The organism is Lactonifactor sp. BIOML-A5 (genome assembly GCF_009677585.1).
Taxonomy (GTDB): Bacteria; Bacillota; Clostridia; order Lachnospirales; family Lachnospiraceae; genus Lactonifactor.
The window spans coordinates 49,664-65,891 of sequence record NZ_WKYV01000008.1 but is presented as its reverse complement, the minus strand read 5'-3'; the positions used below and the strand labels follow the sequence as shown (position 1 = coordinate 65,891).

Genomic DNA, 16,228 nt, shown 5'->3' with positions numbered 1-16,228 from the left:
TATGTTTGTAAAATATATTAGCCTTCTACAATAGCGTCTGTAGGGCAAGCTTCTGCACATGTTCCGCAGTCTACGCAAACATCAGCGTCGATTACATATTTGTCATCGCCCTGGCTGATTGCTTCTGTAGGACATTCGCCTTCGCATGTTCCGCAGCTTACACATTCGTCTGTAATTACGTATGCCATATGTATTATCCTCCTTATCCCTCATTTTCGTTAAAACTTAGATTAGTTTCTAGAGTCATTTTAAACTATTTAGTATTAGAATACAAGTATAAATTTCTAAACAATTGGTAAAGGAAATCCATGGAAATCGTAAAGAAAACGGGATGTTGCCAAAAGTGGTTGAATATCATCTAAAATGGTATTATAATGATAGGACAAAACCAATGAAGGAGGAAATGACCAATGCAGATCACAAAAGAAATGACAATTGGACAGCTGATCCAGCTTGATGAAAATATTGTTCCGATTCTTATGAGAGCAGGAATGCACTGTATCGGGTGCCCGTCCGCACAGGGTGAATCTCTGGCAGAGGCGGCCATGGTACACGGCATTGACGCAGATACATTAGAGAGTCAGATCAATGATTTTTTGGCAAACAAATAAATTTATAAAAGCTGTTTTTTAAGGCCGGGAACATTTCCCGGTCTTATTTCATGCATAAAGCTGTCCGGCATATGCAAAAACAGGGCCCCAGAGGAAAGTTCTGGGACCCTTAGCTATTTTATAAATGATAGAGTTTTTGGAGTGCATCTCTGGAAAGTATACAATCTCCGTGTTCCACTAGGTATGCCTCGCCTCCGGATGTGAAAGACCTGCCCTTTCCATACTCCGAGAGAATATTGCATATCTTATTGAAATCTTCCGGCGAATGGCCGGACTGATGAATAATCAGAACATAATTCCCGGTACGCTGATCCTGATAGAGTGAATTATCTCCTTTATAGAAATGATTCAGACCATGAGAGGCGGCTATTACCAGATCGATGTTGGAAAACTGATATTCCCGTACCAGATTAATTGGTACTTCAGGGGCAGCCTTGGCATCGGATTTGGAGGCTTTCTTTTTATTCAGCGCTTTGGATTTGGCTTCATAAATCTTCTGGAAGATATCCAGGATATCGTCCGCGCCTTCAAATTCTACAGGACTCTCTTCCGAACCTCCATTCTCTAAAAATGGGGCAAATTTGGAAAATCTGGTATCCAGTTCCTCCGGATCTTCTACTTTGGTTATGATTAAAATTATGCTGTCAGGTGTAACAGGTATTGCTTCTATCATCAGAGGGATGTTGTCAGCCTCAAAACCAAATTCGAAATTAGCCTGCTGCATCATATCACGAAACAGAGTCTTTGCCTTTTCTGTCCCATAGGCCAGTTCACTCAAATGAATCTGACGGTCTTCCAGGTCTGCCTGGGTAAGAGTGCAGCGAATCTGGTTATCGTTGATTTTTTCTATCTTCATTATAATCACATCCTATCTATTAATCTATATTAAAAACCGTAAAAAGTTCTGGTCTTCCTTTTATATTATATACTACCAAGTGTGTTTATGTAAAGAATTTTGGAGAGTTTTCGTAAAAATGGAAAATTGGGATTTAACTTCCTAAGCTTGAGACTTTTTCAGTCGGAAGGTATGGGGTGGCGGGGGGACGGTGAGAGAAATCCCGCGGCAGCGGGCTGGCTGGCTGGGTTGGGCGGGAGGCAGGCTTAAGTTCCGGGGACACCTCCGTCGCGAAGAGAGTCTAAGACAAAACCGGAATCCCCGCCGGAGCACCGTTCGAATGGTCAAAGAATGCTTTATGTGCATTCTCTGCCCATGCTCACTTTTTTTCGGCCTGGACTGCCGAAAAAATCTCCAGCGTGAATCCCGGTTTTGCCTAAGACTCTCTACTCACTCCTGCGGAATCGTCCCCGGAACTTAAGCCTCCCTCCCGCCCAACCCAGCCAGCCCGCCGCCGCAGGATTCCTCTCACCTGGGTATGGGGAAGTTCCAGGGGGATCTATTTATCCAAAACATCGAGTCATAAATAGTGGGAAACAAGAGGAAAAGTGTACAACGTTCGACCTTACCCACCCGTTTTCCGTGAATGTGAAGTGAGTCTCTGCCAGGTCAAGGGAGGAGGTCTTGGGGCCAGGGGTACTGTGTGGATCTGCGCAGACTACGGAGTGCGTCCGAAGATCCACTGCCGGCGGTCACTTAGGAGCGAAGGCTTTCCTGAGCTTCTTAGTGAACGGCCAGGCAGTTAGCTGAGGAGAAACGCAGCAGCAAGCAGATCCACACAGTACCCCTGGCCCCAAGACCTCCTCCCTTGACCGTCCGTCTGGGACACCCCGCTCGCCGACTATTTCACCTCGAGCTTCATATACACAAAACTATATTTTTTTACAAAATCTCTTGCAATCCCCTCAAAATAAGATATAATAACCATAAGAAAAGTCAGGGAAACTGCACATCATTTTCGCAGGAAAGGATGTGGTAGCTAAAGATAACAGCAGATAATAGTATTCCCATGTAAGTAAAAAAGTTCTGTATTCCAATCATGCGGTGTCTCTGCCGCAAAAGAACGAACAGATTCAGTTGTTCTTAGATTCCCAAAACAATGATTTATATTGAATAGAAGTTTACTGCAGAATCCTTGTCTTTTCTAATTATTTTTGGCGCTTTTCAGTAAAGTTGTTTCAGAAAGGAGAAGGGGTAGCTGCAGCTTATAATATATCACGATTTTGCTGGTTATCCGTAAAAAGTATGGGGAAAAAACGTTCCAAAAAGACGGAAACTCTCCGTGAGGAATTAAAGCATTATGAAAAACAAGGAATCTCTCTGTGGCTGGACGGCAAGGCCAGCACGCCCAGGGAGATAGAAAAGGCACATAAGATTGCTGAAGACGGAGTCTACATGCGTGACTATGTCCAAAATGAGAAAGGAGAGATAGAGAAGCTGGAATTTGATTTTGTAAAAACTAAATAATACATAAGAAAAGCGGTCTTTTAGTCGATAAGGTCCCACAGTACAGCTGAAAGGCCGCTTATTTGATCCGGGATGATGAAGTCTGCCGGATAATCTGTCTGTGCAGAGGATACATTTTGGTATGATATGGGAAAAGAGCCGCTATTTTTTTAGATGTATGAAAAAAACATAAAATGTCGAATAAGGTAATGACGAAATTTAAAAATATGTTATAATGGTACGGAAAGCAGGAGGTAAACATAATGAAGAAAAAAGTAATACCGATTTTAGTTGCTATGCTGCTGGTAGTAGTTGTAGCATTGGTCGGCATTGTAACGATGACGATTAAGAAACACACGCCGTCGGACAAGGAGATGGATGCGGGTACATATTATAAAGTAGAAAACAGTGATGACGTGGCAGTGATCCTGCAGGATGCGGTAAGTGAGAAAAAAGGAAAGTTAATTGACGGGAAAGTATATCTGGATTACGGTACCGTGAGCAGTACCCTGAACAAACGGTTTTACTGGGATAAGAATGAGAACAAATTGTTATATACCACCCCTACAGATATTATAACAATTTCTATAGATGGCAATACCTATCAGGTATCGGGTCAGGAACAGTCCGTAGATTATGTAATCTTTAAACAAGAGGGGGATGAGGGGTATCTGGCTCTTGATTTTGTAAAACAATATACGGACATGGATGTTCAGCAGTATGAATCTCCCAATAAAGTTGTGATTCAATATAAATGGGGAGAGGTATCTGAGGTAACAGCCAGCGATGATACGGTGATACGCTATAGAGGCGGGATTAAAAGCGAGATTTTAACCCATGTGGCCAAAGGGGACACTATGGTTCTCCTGGAGGAGCTGGAAGAGTGGAGTAAGGTGGCCTCTTCGGACGGGTTTATCGGCTATGTGCAGAAAAAGGATATAGGAAGTCCCGAGAATAAGATGCTTGAGTCAACTTCAGGGTTTACAGCACCGGAGTACACAAGCCAGAGGAGGGATTATAAGATTAACCTTCTGTGGCATCAGGTTACCTCTCAGGCAGCAAATGACGGCCTGACGCAGGCAGTAGCCAATGTAAAAGGTGTGAATACAATATCCCCCACATGGTTTTCTGTGAGTGATAATTCCGGAAATATTTCTTCCCTTGCAGATGCCAATTATGTGGCTGCAGCAAAGCAGCTCGGCATGGAAGTGTGGGCGCTGGTAGATAATTTTAATACAGAGATGAGTACGTATGAGGTATTGTCTCATACAACCTCCAGGCAGAACCTTATAAATAATCTGGTACAGGCTGTCCTTGGTGCGGGAGCTGCCGGAATTAATGTTGACTTCGAAAGCCTGAAAGAGGAGGAGGGGCCTCACTTTATACAGTTTATCAGAGAACTCTCCATTCAATGCAGAAAAAACAATCTGGTATTATCTATAGATAATCCTGTTCCTGAGAATTATACTATGCTTTATGACCGAAAGGAGCAGGGAGCGGTGGCAGATTATGTGATCATCATGGGGTACGATGAGCATTTTAAGGGTGATGAAGAGGCCGGTTCGGTGGCATCCCTTCCTTTCGTGCAGAAGGGAATTGAAAAAACGCTGGAAGAAGTGCCGGCAGACCGGGTGATTAACGGGATACCGTTTTACACCAGACTGTGGAAGGTTCCGGACAGCGGCAGCGAGGTGACCAGTGAAGTAATGGCAATGGATCAGGCATCTGCTTATATCAGTGAGAACCAGATCGAAACTTTCTGGGATAAAGAGTCCGGCCAGAACTACGGTGAACTTTCCACAGAAGATGCTACCTATAAAATATGGCTGGAGGACGAACAGTCGCTGGAAGAAAAACTGAAGCTGATACAGCAGTATGAGCTGGCTGGGGTTGCAGAATGGAAACTTGGATTGGAACGCCCGAGTGTCTGGGATTTAATCAGTAAATATGTGAATTAGGATACCGGGAGTCAGAAGAAAGAGGTGGAGTATATGGGCGAACAGGAAATGTTTAAGACTACAATAATGGGAGGCTTTGATAAAGAGGATGTTTTGGAGCAGGTGCAGAAGCTGAAGGACGATTCTGCATCAAGGCTTGCCAAGCTGAAGAAGGAGATGGAGGCTAAGGACGCGAAGATAGCAGAGCTGATCAAGCGCCTGGAGTTAAAGGATGCTCAGCAGGCCAGGCTGGAAGAAGAGATACATAACAAATACCAGAAATATATTGAACGTTACGACAGTATTGGAAGGCTGGTATTTGAAGCTCAGGTGAAAGCAGAGGATATGGTTGCTGAAGCCCAGCGAAAGAGCGAGGAAATTATTACTCAGGCAGAGGAAGAGGCAAAACGCAGGGTAGATTCCGTGCAGTCTGAGATTGACGACAAACTGGTTGAGGGCAAGAAAAAGTACCTTGCGGTTCAGGATGAGATGAACGGCATTGTGGAACTGATCAACCAGGCTCAAAAACGCTTTATGGCTTCTTATAAAGAGGTACACCAGATAATCAGCACGATGCCAACTTCCCTGCAGGATATAGAAGATGAACGGGATGTGGATCTTCTGCACCCGATGGAAGAGATAGAGATACATGAGATAGAAAAGGAAAAGGCAAAAGAGGTTCATCTGGGGGATACCCAGGAGCTGGAGGTGCTGGATGCTCTGGACAGTATTGCAGATCTGGATGAATACGATGCAGAAGATGAGATTAATGACCAGCTGGTGAATAAGATTCAAAGTATGCTGGGCGACGATCTGGATGATGAACTGGAGGACTAGAGCCAGAAGATTGGGATTATTAGAAGCTCCCTTAAAGCATATACTTTAAAGAATATGCTTTAAGGGAGCTTCTCATTATGAGAAAAAAGGCGATAGAGCTTCTGATGGCGGTTCTTCTACTGGTAGGGGCATTTTTTCTGTCAAAAGAAGGGGCTGAGCTAGTCAGTAAGGAGCTTTCACAGGATGCAAAAGTAATCGTGGTAGATGCAGGACATGGAGGCATTGATCCTGGAGTTATCGGAATCGGAGGGCTGAAAGAAAAGGACATCAATCTGCAGATTGCAAAGAAAGTAAAAAAGAAACTGGAGAAAGAGGGCTACACAATTGTAATGACCCGAACCAAAGACGAAGGGCTTTACGATGAAAATACCAATAATAAAAAAGTTCAGGATATGCAGAACCGATGCAATCTGATAAAAGAAAAAAAGCCGGTTATGACAATCAGCATCCATCAGAACAGTTATCCCGATGCATCAGTCTGCGGTCCTCAGGTTTTTTATTTTACACATTCTGTTGAGGGGGCGAAGCTGGGGAAATCCATCCAGGATCAGCTGAATACATATCTGGAGGTTGCCCGGCCCAGGGTTGAGAAAGGCAACAGCACTTACTATCTGTTAAAAAAGAGTGAGGGTATCCTTACTATCGTTGAATGCGGGTTTTTGACAAATCCGGATGAGGCTGCAAAACTTCAGACAAAAGAATATCAGGATAAGGTCGCGGAAGCTGTATGCCAGGGGGTTTTGGAATATCTGGGAAATGAATAGACAATATATAAATAAAATAACTATTGTCTACAAAAAAGAGAGCGAATTTCTTAAAATGATTAAAACATTTCTTTATAATAAAGTACGTAGCAGAGAAACCCATATGAAGTAAAGGGGGAATTTTATGAAGATTGCAATTACCTGTCACTATGCGAAGCTTCCGGAAGATCATCCAACTTGGATACGGGCGGTCCGAATGGCAGATGTGGTTCTCAGCAAATCCCAGAATCTCACACAGGAGGAGCTTCTGGATTTTGTCCAGGGAGCAGATGCGCTGATCACAGGGACTGACTGGATGCGAAGGGATGTCATTGAACGGCTTCCGGATTGCCTGAAGATTATATCCAGGCCCGCTGTGGGATTTGACCGGGTGGATGTAGCGGCGGCCAAAGAGAGGGGGATTGCAGTGTGCAATGCTCCCGGCGCCAATTCGGATTCTGTGGCCGAGCTCACCGTTGGTCTTCTGTTAGCCTGTACCAGAAAGATACCCGATCGTGTTTCAGCGTGCAGGGAATACTGCTGGAAGGCTGGAGAAAAATGCACGGAGCTGAAGGGGAAAACTATTGGCATCTGGGGGCTTGGGGCGATCGGAAGAGGGGTGGCGCTGCGCCTGAGAGCATTTGGTATGAATATTTTAGCCAACGACATTATATCCAGGGAAGAGTTTTGCAGAGAAAATGGGGTAAGGCAGGTCACGGAGGAGGAACTTCTCACCAAGAGTGACTTTATCTCTCTGCATATGCCGGCCAATGCCCAGACACATCATATGATTAACCGTGAGACCATTGCCCTAATGAAAGACGGAGCTGGACTGATAAATGCGGCAAGAGGGGCTTTGGTGGATCATGAGGCAGTATATGATGGTCTGATCAGCGGCAAACTAAAATTTTACGGAGCAGATGTTATGGAGAACGAGCCGCCCGGCAGGGATAAGCTGTTTACACTGGACAATGCGTATATCACTCCTCATATAGGGGCAAATACCAGAGAAGCTACAGAAAAGATGCTGGATATTGCCTTGTGCAATGCTCTGGATCTGCTGGAAGGCAGGGAGTGCCGGAATATTGTGAATCCATAAGAGTCAGGGAGTTTGGTGACTGGGGACACGGATTTCCTGAACGCTGAAAAAAATATTTTACTTTGCCTAATCTGGTGGTATAATGTTAAAGAGTATACTTTAGCATGCGGCGAAGGCCGTATGCCTGCCCAAGGGACATGTATTTACAGTGCCTTTGGGTATAATCTGATAAGAGGTACGAGATGGAGACAAAAATAGTAACTGTGGATCCTAAGGATCCGGATCGGCATGTGATAGAAGAAGCCGGAAGAATTCTCCGCCGGGGGGGACTGGTAGCCTTTCCTACGGAAACAGTCTATGGCCTGGGGGGAGATGGGCTGAACCCGAACGCCTCGGAGAAAATATACCGTGCGAAGGGACGGCCGTCAGACAATCCCCTTATCATTCATATTGCGGATTCAGACAGTCTGGATACGATTACCTCTGATTTTCCCTGGCAGGCTGAGGCATTGGCAGATGCCTTTTGGCCGGGACCGCTGACTATGATACTTCATAAGAGCAGCAAGGTTCCCTATGAAACCACAGGAGGACTGGACAGCGTAGCTGTACGTATGCCCAGCCACCCGGTTGCCATGGCGGTAATACAGGCTGGGGGCGGTTTTATAGCTGCCCCCAGTGCCAATACGTCAGGGCGTCCAAGCCCTACGGAGGCCGGACATGTGATTGAAGATCTTCAGGGGAAGATTGATATGATTGTGGATGGAGGTATGGTAGGGATTGGCCTGGAGTCCACCATTGTGGACTGCACGGAAGAGGTACCTGTTATCTTAAGACCGGGTTATATTAACCAGGAGATGATTGAAAAGATTGTCGGCAGAGTAAAGATGGACAAAGGACTTCTGATTACAGATGAAACCGTAAAGCCCAAAGCCCCGGGGATGAAATACCGGCATTATGCCCCTAAGGCTGAGCTTACGATTGTTGAGGGTGAAAGTACTCTGGTGGTTCGCAGAATTAATGAGTTAACTGACGAATTCCGGAGACAAGGTGCAAGAGTGGGAATTATCGGGACAGATGAAACTGCCGGTCAGTATCGGGCGGATGTGGTGAAAAGCATTGGCACAAGAAAAGAAGAAGAAAGCATTGCTCTGCATTTATTTGGCATTTTGCGGGAATTTGATGAGGCAGATGTGGACTTTATATTTTCTGAATCATTCCGGACGCCCCAGATGGGACAGGCAATTATGAACCGGCTGCTGAAAGCTGCCGGTCACCGAATCATTTATGTGTAAGGAGCAAGGCGAATGAAGCAATATCTGAAAATTATCTTCGTGGATTCTAGTGATACCACACGGAGTCCTATGGCGGAGGTAGTATTAAAATCTATGAAAATGGATTACCCTATTTCCATACACTCCAGAGGACTTGTAGTCCTTTTTCCGGAACCTATGAATCAGAAGGCAGAGGCGATTCTAATCAGCAATGGATATGGTTCACAGAAACATATGTCAAAACCGCTGACACAGGATGATATTGGAGATGGATCCGGTGTGCTGCTTCTGACGATGGAAGACAGTCAGAAAGAAAAGGTGTTTCAGGAATACAGTAATTTAAAGCATGTGTATACAGTGCGTGAGTTTCTGGGACACAGCGGGGATTTGAGGGCACTTTATGGAGCTCCGCTCATCGAGTACGGTTTATTTTATGAAGTACTCAAAGGGTTGATGGAGGAACTGGTAATAAAACTAAGTGAGGAGGAAATACTAGAATGATAGCTTTAGGATGTGACCATGGAGGTTACGAATTAAAACAGGAAATTATCAAATATCTCAAAGAGAAGGAGATCCCTTTTAAGGATTTCGGCTGTGACAGTACAGAGGCAGTAGACTACCCTGTATATGCCAGAAAAGTGGGACGTGCCATCTTAGACGGAACATGTGAGAAAGGAATTATTATCTGCGGAACGGGGATTGGGATTTCAATCGCAGCCAACAAGATGCCCGGAATCCGGGCGGCCCTATGTACAGACTGTTTCTGTGCGGAAGCTACCAGGCAGCATAACGATGCCAATGTTCTTGCTCTGGGCGGAAGGGTAGTAGGCCCGGGCCTTGCTGTAAAAATTGTAGATACATTTTTAAATACTGAATTTTCCCATGCAGAGAGACATCAGAGGAGAATTGACTTAATTGAATCCGAAGAGGAATAATTAATAAGCATTTCTATAGACAAAGGAGGAAGCGTTGTGGCAAAGGTAATGGTGATGGAACACCCTTTAATTCAGCATAAGATTGGTATTATCCGCAGGTCTGGCACCAGTTCAAAGGAATTCCGGGAACTGGTTGGAGAAGTAGCTATGTTTATGGCCTATGAGGCAACCCGGGATCTGAAGCTTCGGGAGATTGAGATAGAGACTCCCCTGGCAAAGACAAAGGCTATGGAGCTGGCGGGAAAGAAACTGGCGGTTGTACCGATTTTAAGGGCAGGACTTGGAATGGTGGAGGGGATGCTTGCCATGATACCCGCAGCAAAGGTGGGACACATCGGTCTGTACCGGGATCCGGATACGCTGGAACCGGTAGAGTATTACTGCAAGCTTCCGGCAGATTCCAGCGAGCGGGAGGTCTTTGTAGTGGATCCTATGCTGGCAACCGGCGGTTCCGCTGTGGCTGCCATTGCCATGTTAAAGGAGAAAGGCGTTAAAAATATCCGCTTTCTCTGTCTTATAGCTGCGCCGGAGGGGCTAAAGAAACTGCAGGAAACCCATCCGGATGTTGATATCTATGTAGGTGCCCTGGACGATCACCTGAATGAACACGGCTACATAGTGCCGGGACTGGGAGATGCCGGGGATCGTATATTTGGCACGAAATAAGCAGGGAGGGCTAAGATGCAGGGCAAAAGAACAGATTATATCTCGTGGGATGAATATTTTATGGGGGTAGCCAAACTGGCCGGGATGCGCTCAAAGGACCCCAATTCTCAGGTGGGGTGCTGCATTGTCAGCGCGGACAATAAAATATTGTCCATGGGCTATAACGGCTTTCCCAGAGGATGCTCAGACGACGAATTTCCATGGGACAGGGAGGGAGAACCCTCAGATACAAAATACCTCTATGTTACCCACAGTGAACTGAATGCCATCCTGAACTACCGGGGGGGAAGCCTGGAAGGGTCTAAGCTGTATGTGTCCTTATTCCCGTGCAATGAGTGCGCCAAGGCCATTATCCAGGCAGGAATTAAAACGGTGGTATATGACAATGACAAATATGCAGATACCCCCTCCGTCGTTGGGTCAAAGCGAATGATGGATGCCGCGGGTGTGCGATATTATAAATACAGCAGAACCGGACGGGAGATCCGTTTTACCGTCTAGTTAAGAGAAGTGCCTGCGGGCACATGAGTGGGAATCAGCTATTTTCAATGGAAACAGAAATTGAAAATAGCTGTTTCCTTGTTTTTCATAAGGAGGTGAACGCATGCAGATAGATATGCCCAAAAAGGTTGAATCCATCATAGAAACACTCAGCAGCCATGGATATGAGGCTTATGCCGTGGGGGGGTGTGTGCGGGATACGATTCTTGGGAGAACTCCGGATGATTGGGATATCACCACCTCGGCCAGGCCTGAGGAGGTTAAAAAAATATTTGGAAGAACGGTAGATACAGGGCTGGTACACGGCACAGTGACGGTTATGATAGGAAAAGAAGGCTTTGAGGTGACAACCTACCGGATTGACGGAGCATATGAAGACAACAGGCATCCCCTGGAGGTGACTTTTACTCCCAGTCTGACAGAAGATTTAAAGCGCCGTGATTTTACTATAAATGCTATGGCCTATAATCACCGGGACGGGCTGATAGATATCTTTGATGGGATTGGAGACTTAGAAAAAAAGAGAATCCGCTGTGTGGGAGAACCTTTGGAACGGTTTCAGGAAGATGCCCTGCGCATGCTGAGGGCCGTCAGGTTTTCTGCTCAGCTGGGGTTTTCTATAGAGTCCGGAACAAGAGAAGGGGTTAAACTTCTGGCGCCCAACCTGAAGGCAATCAGCGCGGAGAGAATACAGACGGAACTGGTAAAACTTATCGTATCAGACCATCCGGATCTGCTGCGGGAAGCCTTTGCCACAGGGATGACAAAGCAGTTCTTACCGGAATTCGACAGTATGATGGAAACAGCTCAGAATAATCCTCATCACAAGTATTCGGTGGGGGAACATGTGATCCGCTCCATGGAGTATGTGGAAAATATAAAAATATTAAGGCTTACGATGCTTCTTCATGATGTGGGAAAGCCTATGGTTAAAACGACAGATGAGGAAGGAATCGATCATTTTAAGACCCACAATGCAGTGGGAGAAAAGCTTGCCGGAGAGATCCTCCGCCGTCTGAAATTCGATAATGATACCATTGCAAAAGTAAGCAGACTGGTAAAATGGCACGATTACTGGGTGCAGCCCAAATATCACGCAGTGCGCAGGGCTGTGAACAAAGTCGGGGAGGAACTGTACCCTTACTTATTAAAAGTGCAGAGGGCAGACGCTTTGGCCCAAAGCAATTATCAGCAGGAAGAAAAGCTGAGACGTCTGGATGAAGTAGAAGAGATGTACCAGCATATAATAGAAGAAAAACAATGCGTATCCCTGAAGGATCTGGCAGTGACAGGCAGGGATCTGATACAGTGCGGTATGAAGCCCGGAAAGGCGATTGGGGAAGAGCTGAACCGGCTCCTTGAACTTGTGTTGGAGAAGCCAGAAAGGAACCAGAGAGACTTCCTTCTTCAGGTAATGAGGGAAGACCTAAAAAGGGACAGGTCAAACTGAATATGGGACACCCTGAAGTCAAAAGGGGACGTGTTCTTTGTAAAAGGAACACGTCCCCTTTTGGCATTTTTGCGCTCTGGGGTTCATAAAATAAAAAGGACGCAAAATAAAGGGGGATGAACATAAGTGTATGACCGTGGGTTAAGTATATTGGAGCAGTATGATTTAACAGCGACTAATACATACCGGGGGAGAGGATCCCTCATCTGTAATACCCAGCAGGGACTTGTGCTGATCAAGGAGTTCCAGGGGTCTGCGAAAAAGCTGGTGCAGCAGGAAGTTCTGCAGAGACAGCTGGAGACAGGCGAACTGTTGATTGACACTGTGTACGCAAATCAGGAAGGGCAGCTGGTGTCCTTTGATAAGGATAATATCCCATATTATCTCAGGCGCTGGTATGAGGGCAGGGAATGCGATACAAAGGCAAAAGAGGATATACTGAGGAGCATTAAAGCTCTGGCTAGTTTACATAAAATTATGCACATGCCTGTGGAGGAGAATTATGTAAAGGAATCCCTGCTTCAGGAATACGGGAGACATAATGCTGAATTGAGAAAGATCCAGAAGTTTATCCGCAGCAAACGCCAGAAGAACAGATTTGAGCTCCGCTATTTGGAGAGTGTGGGATGGTATCTGGCTCAGGGGGAGGAAGTGATCCGCCAGCTGATTGCGTCTGATTATGATACCCTTAGGAAAGATGCAATGTCCAGGGGGGATATCTGCCACGGGGAATTTAACCAGCATAACGTACTGTTCGTGAATCAGAAAATTGCGGTTACGAATTTTGACAAGTGGAATTACGACATCCAGACAGCAGATCTCTACCAGTTTATGAGAAAAATTCTGGAAAAGCATAATTGGAATAAGGAACTGGGAACACTTATGCTGGAGGAATACAATAAGGAAAGACCCTTGTCCGGCATGGAGCTGGATAATCTGAGGCTGCGGTTTGCATATCCTGAAAAATTCTGGAAGCTGGCCAATTATTATTACAATCACAAGAAGGCCTGGGTCTCCCAAAAAAGCGAGGAAAAACTGGATACACTTATCGCTCAGAAGGGCGTTTGGCTGGGATTTTTAGATGAAATGTGCAAAATGCGGGGAAAAAACTAGGCATTATTACCTGAATCTGCTATAATAGAAAAAACATTATTGCAGGGAGGTACAAGAATATGGACTACAAAAAATTGTATGAAGAATGGCTGGATAATCCGTATTTCGATGATAAAACGAAAGCAGAATTGAAAGCAATTGCTGAAGATGAAAATGAAATTAAAGAACGTTTTTATATGGATCTGGAGTTTGGTACCGCAGGGCTTCGCGGGGTGATTGGTGCTGGTACAAACCGCATGAATATATATGTGGTGAGGAAGACCACACAAGGGCTGGCAAACTATATTGAATCTGTGGGGGCGAAAGGAAAAGGTGTGGCGATTGCCCATGATTCCCGCCGCATGTCCCCGGAGTTCGCGAAAGAAGCTGCCCTTTGCCTTGCTGCTAATGGAATTAAGGCTTATATTTTTGAATCCCTGCGGCCGACTCCGGAGCTTTCTTATGCAGTGCGCAAACTGGGGTGTGTAGCCGGTATTAATATTACAGCCAGCCATAACCCTCCGGAATATAATGGATATAAAGTATACTGGGAGGACGGCGCACAGATTACGCCTCCCCATGACTCCGGGATTATGGACGAAGTGAAAAAGGTTACGGATTACAGTAATGTAAAGACCATGGACGAAAAGGAAGCCATAAAAGCAGGTGTTTACGAGGTAATCGGCAAAGAGATAGACGATGCATACATGGAGGAGCTGAAGAGCCAGGTACTGCATATGGATGCCATTTCAAAGATGGCCGGGGAGCTTAAGATTGTGTACAGCCCTCTTCACGGAACCGGAAACATTCCTGTGAGACGGGTATTAAAGGAACTGGGCTTTGACAATGTATATGTGGTAAAAGAGCAGGAACTTCCGGACGGAGAATTTCCAACGGTGAGCTATCCCAATCCGGAGGCTGAGGAAGCCTTTGAGCTGGGATTGAAGCTGGCAAAGGAAGTGGATGCTGATATCGTTTTGGCTACAGACCCTGATGCAGACCGTCTGGGCGTGCGGGTAAAGGACAGCAGAACCGGAGAATATCACACACTCACAGGAAATATGTCCGGCTGTCTATTGGCGGAATATGAGATTAGCCAGAAGAAAGAACTCCAGGGCCTTCCCGATGACGGCGCACTGATTAAGACCATTGTTACCACCAATATGGCCAATGCAATTGCCAGACATTATGATATCCGTTTAATTGAAGTCCTTACAGGATTCAAATATATCGGCCAGCAGATTCTGGGCTTTGAGAAAAATAAAAGAGGAACGTATCTGTTCGGTTTTGAGGAGAGCTACGGCTGCCTTATAGGAACCTATGCCAGAGACAAGGATGCCATTGTAGCTACCATGGCTCTTTGTGAGGCTGCCGCTTACTATAAGACACAGGGCAAAACCCTCTGGGATGCCATGATAGATATGTATGAGAAATATGGATATTATAAGGATGATATCCAGTCCGTCACCTTAAAGGGAATCGAGGGACTGGCGAAGATCCAGTCCATCCTGGACACACTGAGGAAGGAGCCGCCCACAGAAATCGGTGGATATCAGGTAGTATCAGCGAGAGACTATAAGAGAGATACCATCACAGATCTGGAGACGGGGGAAGTTACCCCTACCGGCCTTCCAAGTTCTAATGTTCTCTACTATGACCTCACAGACGATGCGTGGGTATGCGTACGGCCTTCCGGAACCGAGCCAAAGGTTAAGTTCTATTATGGAATCAAGGGAACCTCTCTGGCCGATGCCGACGAAAAATCACAGGCTCTTGGAAAAGCCGTACTGGAAATGGTTGACAAAATGCTGTAGGAGACAAGCCTTTTATGGATAAACGATATTCATTCACAGATTTCAGAGAAATCATCCGCAGACTGCGGGCCCCTGACGGCTGTCCCTGGGACAGGGAACAGACCCATGAGAGCCTGATTCCGTGTATGCTGGAGGAGGCGCAGGAGGCAGTGGAGGGGATTCGTCTGCTGGAGGAGACAAAGGATGCGGACAACCTCTGCGAAGAACTTGGGGATGTGCTGCTTCAAGTGATGATGCACAGCCAGATCGCTGAGGAAGAGGGGCTGTTTACCATTGATGACGTGATACAGGGAATCAGTGAGAAGATGATCCGCCGCCATCCTCATGTCTTTGGCCGGGGCACAGCCAATTCTTCTGCCGAGGTGCTGCAGACCTGGGAAGAGATAAAAAAGAGAGAGAAAGAGGAAAAAGCCCGGAAAAACGCGGAAAAAAAGCTGTGAAAGAGCCGCTAAAATGCCTAAAAAACTTGACAAACACAGGGAAAGAGGTTATAACTATCAATAGAGTTATTAGAACTTCACGCTTGTTTTTGGGGCGTAGCCACTGATGCAGAGTAAGCATTGGGATATGGCATCGAAATTTATTGTAGACAAATCAATAGGAGGAAATACTCATGAACAAAACTGAATTGGTAGCGGCTATCGCTGAAAAAACTGAATTATCCAAGAAAGACGCAGAGGCGGCATTAAAAGCGTTCGTAGATGTAGTTTCTGATGAATTAAAAAAAGGTGAAAAGGTTCAATTAGTAGGTTTTGGTACTTTTGAAGTATCAGAGAGAGCTGCCAGGGAAGGAAGAAATCCTCAGACAGGAAAAACCATGAAGATCGAAGCTTCCAAATCTCCTAAGTTCAAAGCAGGAAAAGCATTAAAAGACTTAGTTAATGAAAAATAAGTATTGAGTGAATAAGGGGACTGATTCGTCAGTCCCTTTTTATATACCCCGGGGCTGGTGCCGACAGGCCCGAAGGCGGAAAAGGAAAGGAAGAGCAGA

General features: G+C 45.7%; 18 protein-coding genes. 16 read left to right on the top strand and 2 right to left on the bottom strand.

Annotation, left to right across the window (positions count from 1 at the left end; all coding sequences use genetic code 11):
• Positions 1-17 precede the first annotated feature (17 nt).
• Positions 18-188, bottom strand: a complete 171-nt coding sequence (locus GKG41_RS08710; RefSeq protein ID WP_072851643.1) for a 4Fe-4S binding protein — start codon at positions 186-188, stop codon at positions 18-20.
• Between the two features lie 222 nt (positions 189-410).
• Here GKG41_RS08710 and GKG41_RS08705 point away from each other — a divergent pair, with 222 nt between their 5' ends.
• Positions 411-611: a DUF1858 domain-containing protein gene (locus GKG41_RS08705; RefSeq protein WP_072851646.1), complete on the top strand. Its 201-nt coding sequence runs from the start codon at positions 411-413 to the stop codon at positions 609-611.
• Positions 612-729: 118 nt separating this feature from the next.
• On the opposite strand, the gene GKG41_RS08700 is transcribed toward GKG41_RS08705, so the two are convergent.
• Positions 730-1,467, bottom strand: a complete 738-nt coding sequence (locus GKG41_RS08700; protein WP_154258126.1) for an adaptor protein MecA — start codon at positions 1,465-1,467, stop codon at positions 730-732.
• A 1,284-nt stretch (positions 1,468-2,751) separates the two neighbouring features.
• Between GKG41_RS08700 and GKG41_RS08695 the strand changes: the two genes are divergently transcribed.
• From GKG41_RS08695 to GKG41_RS08625, 15 genes are all read left to right on the top strand, one after another.
• Positions 2,752-2,973, top strand: coding sequence for a hypothetical protein (locus GKG41_RS08695; protein ID WP_154258125.1), 222 nt, complete (start codon positions 2,752-2,754; stop codon positions 2,971-2,973).
• A 242-nt stretch (positions 2,974-3,215) separates the two neighbouring features.
• Complete coding sequence (locus tag GKG41_RS08690) at positions 3,216-4,910, top strand: glycosyl hydrolase family 18 protein (protein WP_173015623.1); 1,695 nt, start codon at positions 3,216-3,218, stop codon at positions 4,908-4,910.
• A gap of 33 nt (positions 4,911-4,943) precedes the next feature.
• On the top strand, positions 4,944-5,726 hold the full coding sequence (locus GKG41_RS08685) for a hypothetical protein (RefSeq protein WP_154258124.1): 783 nt from the start codon (positions 4,944-4,946) through the stop codon (positions 5,724-5,726).
• A gap of 77 nt (positions 5,727-5,803) precedes the next feature.
• Positions 5,804-6,490 carry an N-acetylmuramoyl-L-alanine amidase gene (locus GKG41_RS08680; protein WP_154258123.1) on the top strand — a complete coding sequence of 229 codons (687 nt, stop codon included), beginning with the start codon at positions 5,804-5,806 and terminating at the stop codon, positions 6,488-6,490.
• 124 nt (positions 6,491-6,614) lie between these two features.
• Positions 6,615-7,568: a phosphoglycerate dehydrogenase gene (locus GKG41_RS08675; RefSeq protein ID WP_154258122.1), complete on the top strand. Its 954-nt coding sequence runs from the start codon at positions 6,615-6,617 to the stop codon at positions 7,566-7,568.
• Between the two features lie 182 nt (positions 7,569-7,750).
• Positions 7,751-8,800 (top strand): L-threonylcarbamoyladenylate synthase, encoded by a 1,050-nt coding sequence (locus GKG41_RS08670; protein WP_154258121.1) that lies wholly within the window; start codon positions 7,751-7,753, stop codon positions 8,798-8,800.
• 12 nt (positions 8,801-8,812) lie between these two features.
• The gene (locus tag GKG41_RS08665; RefSeq protein WP_154258120.1) at positions 8,813-9,280 is read left to right on the top strand and encodes a phosphotyrosine protein phosphatase; all 468 of its coding nucleotides are present in this window, start codon (positions 8,813-8,815) and stop codon (positions 9,278-9,280) included.
• Positions 9,277-9,714, top strand: a complete 438-nt coding sequence (gene rpiB, locus GKG41_RS08660) for a ribose 5-phosphate isomerase B (RefSeq protein WP_154258119.1) — start codon at positions 9,277-9,279, stop codon at positions 9,712-9,714. Before GKG41_RS08665 ends, rpiB begins: the two co-directional genes overlap by 4 nt.
• Positions 9,715-9,750: 36 nt before the next feature.
• Positions 9,751-10,380: a uracil phosphoribosyltransferase gene (upp, locus tag GKG41_RS08655; RefSeq protein ID WP_226904212.1), complete on the top strand. Its 630-nt coding sequence runs from the start codon at positions 9,751-9,753 to the stop codon at positions 10,378-10,380.
• A gap of 15 nt (positions 10,381-10,395) precedes the next feature.
• Positions 10,396-10,881, top strand: coding sequence for a dCMP deaminase family protein (locus tag GKG41_RS08650; RefSeq protein WP_154258118.1), 486 nt, complete (start codon positions 10,396-10,398; stop codon positions 10,879-10,881).
• 103 nt (positions 10,882-10,984) lie between these two features.
• Positions 10,985-12,331 carry a CCA tRNA nucleotidyltransferase gene (locus tag GKG41_RS08645; protein WP_154258117.1) on the top strand — a complete coding sequence of 449 codons (1,347 nt, stop codon included), beginning with the start codon at positions 10,985-10,987 and terminating at the stop codon, positions 12,329-12,331.
• 126 nt (positions 12,332-12,457) lie between these two features.
• Positions 12,458-13,444: a hypothetical protein gene (locus GKG41_RS08640; RefSeq protein ID WP_347563347.1), complete on the top strand. Its 987-nt coding sequence runs from the start codon at positions 12,458-12,460 to the stop codon at positions 13,442-13,444.
• 59 nt (positions 13,445-13,503) lie between these two features.
• Positions 13,504-15,237 (top strand): phospho-sugar mutase, encoded by a 1,734-nt coding sequence (locus GKG41_RS08635; protein WP_154258116.1) that lies wholly within the window; start codon positions 13,504-13,506, stop codon positions 15,235-15,237.
• 14 nt (positions 15,238-15,251) lie between these two features.
• Positions 15,252-15,677, top strand: coding sequence for a MazG family protein (locus tag GKG41_RS08630; RefSeq protein ID WP_154258115.1), 426 nt, complete (start codon positions 15,252-15,254; stop codon positions 15,675-15,677).
• A 173-nt stretch (positions 15,678-15,850) separates the two neighbouring features.
• Positions 15,851-16,129, top strand: coding sequence for an HU family DNA-binding protein (locus GKG41_RS08625; protein ID WP_072851679.1), 279 nt, complete (start codon positions 15,851-15,853; stop codon positions 16,127-16,129).
• Positions 16,130-16,228 lie beyond the last annotated feature (99 nt).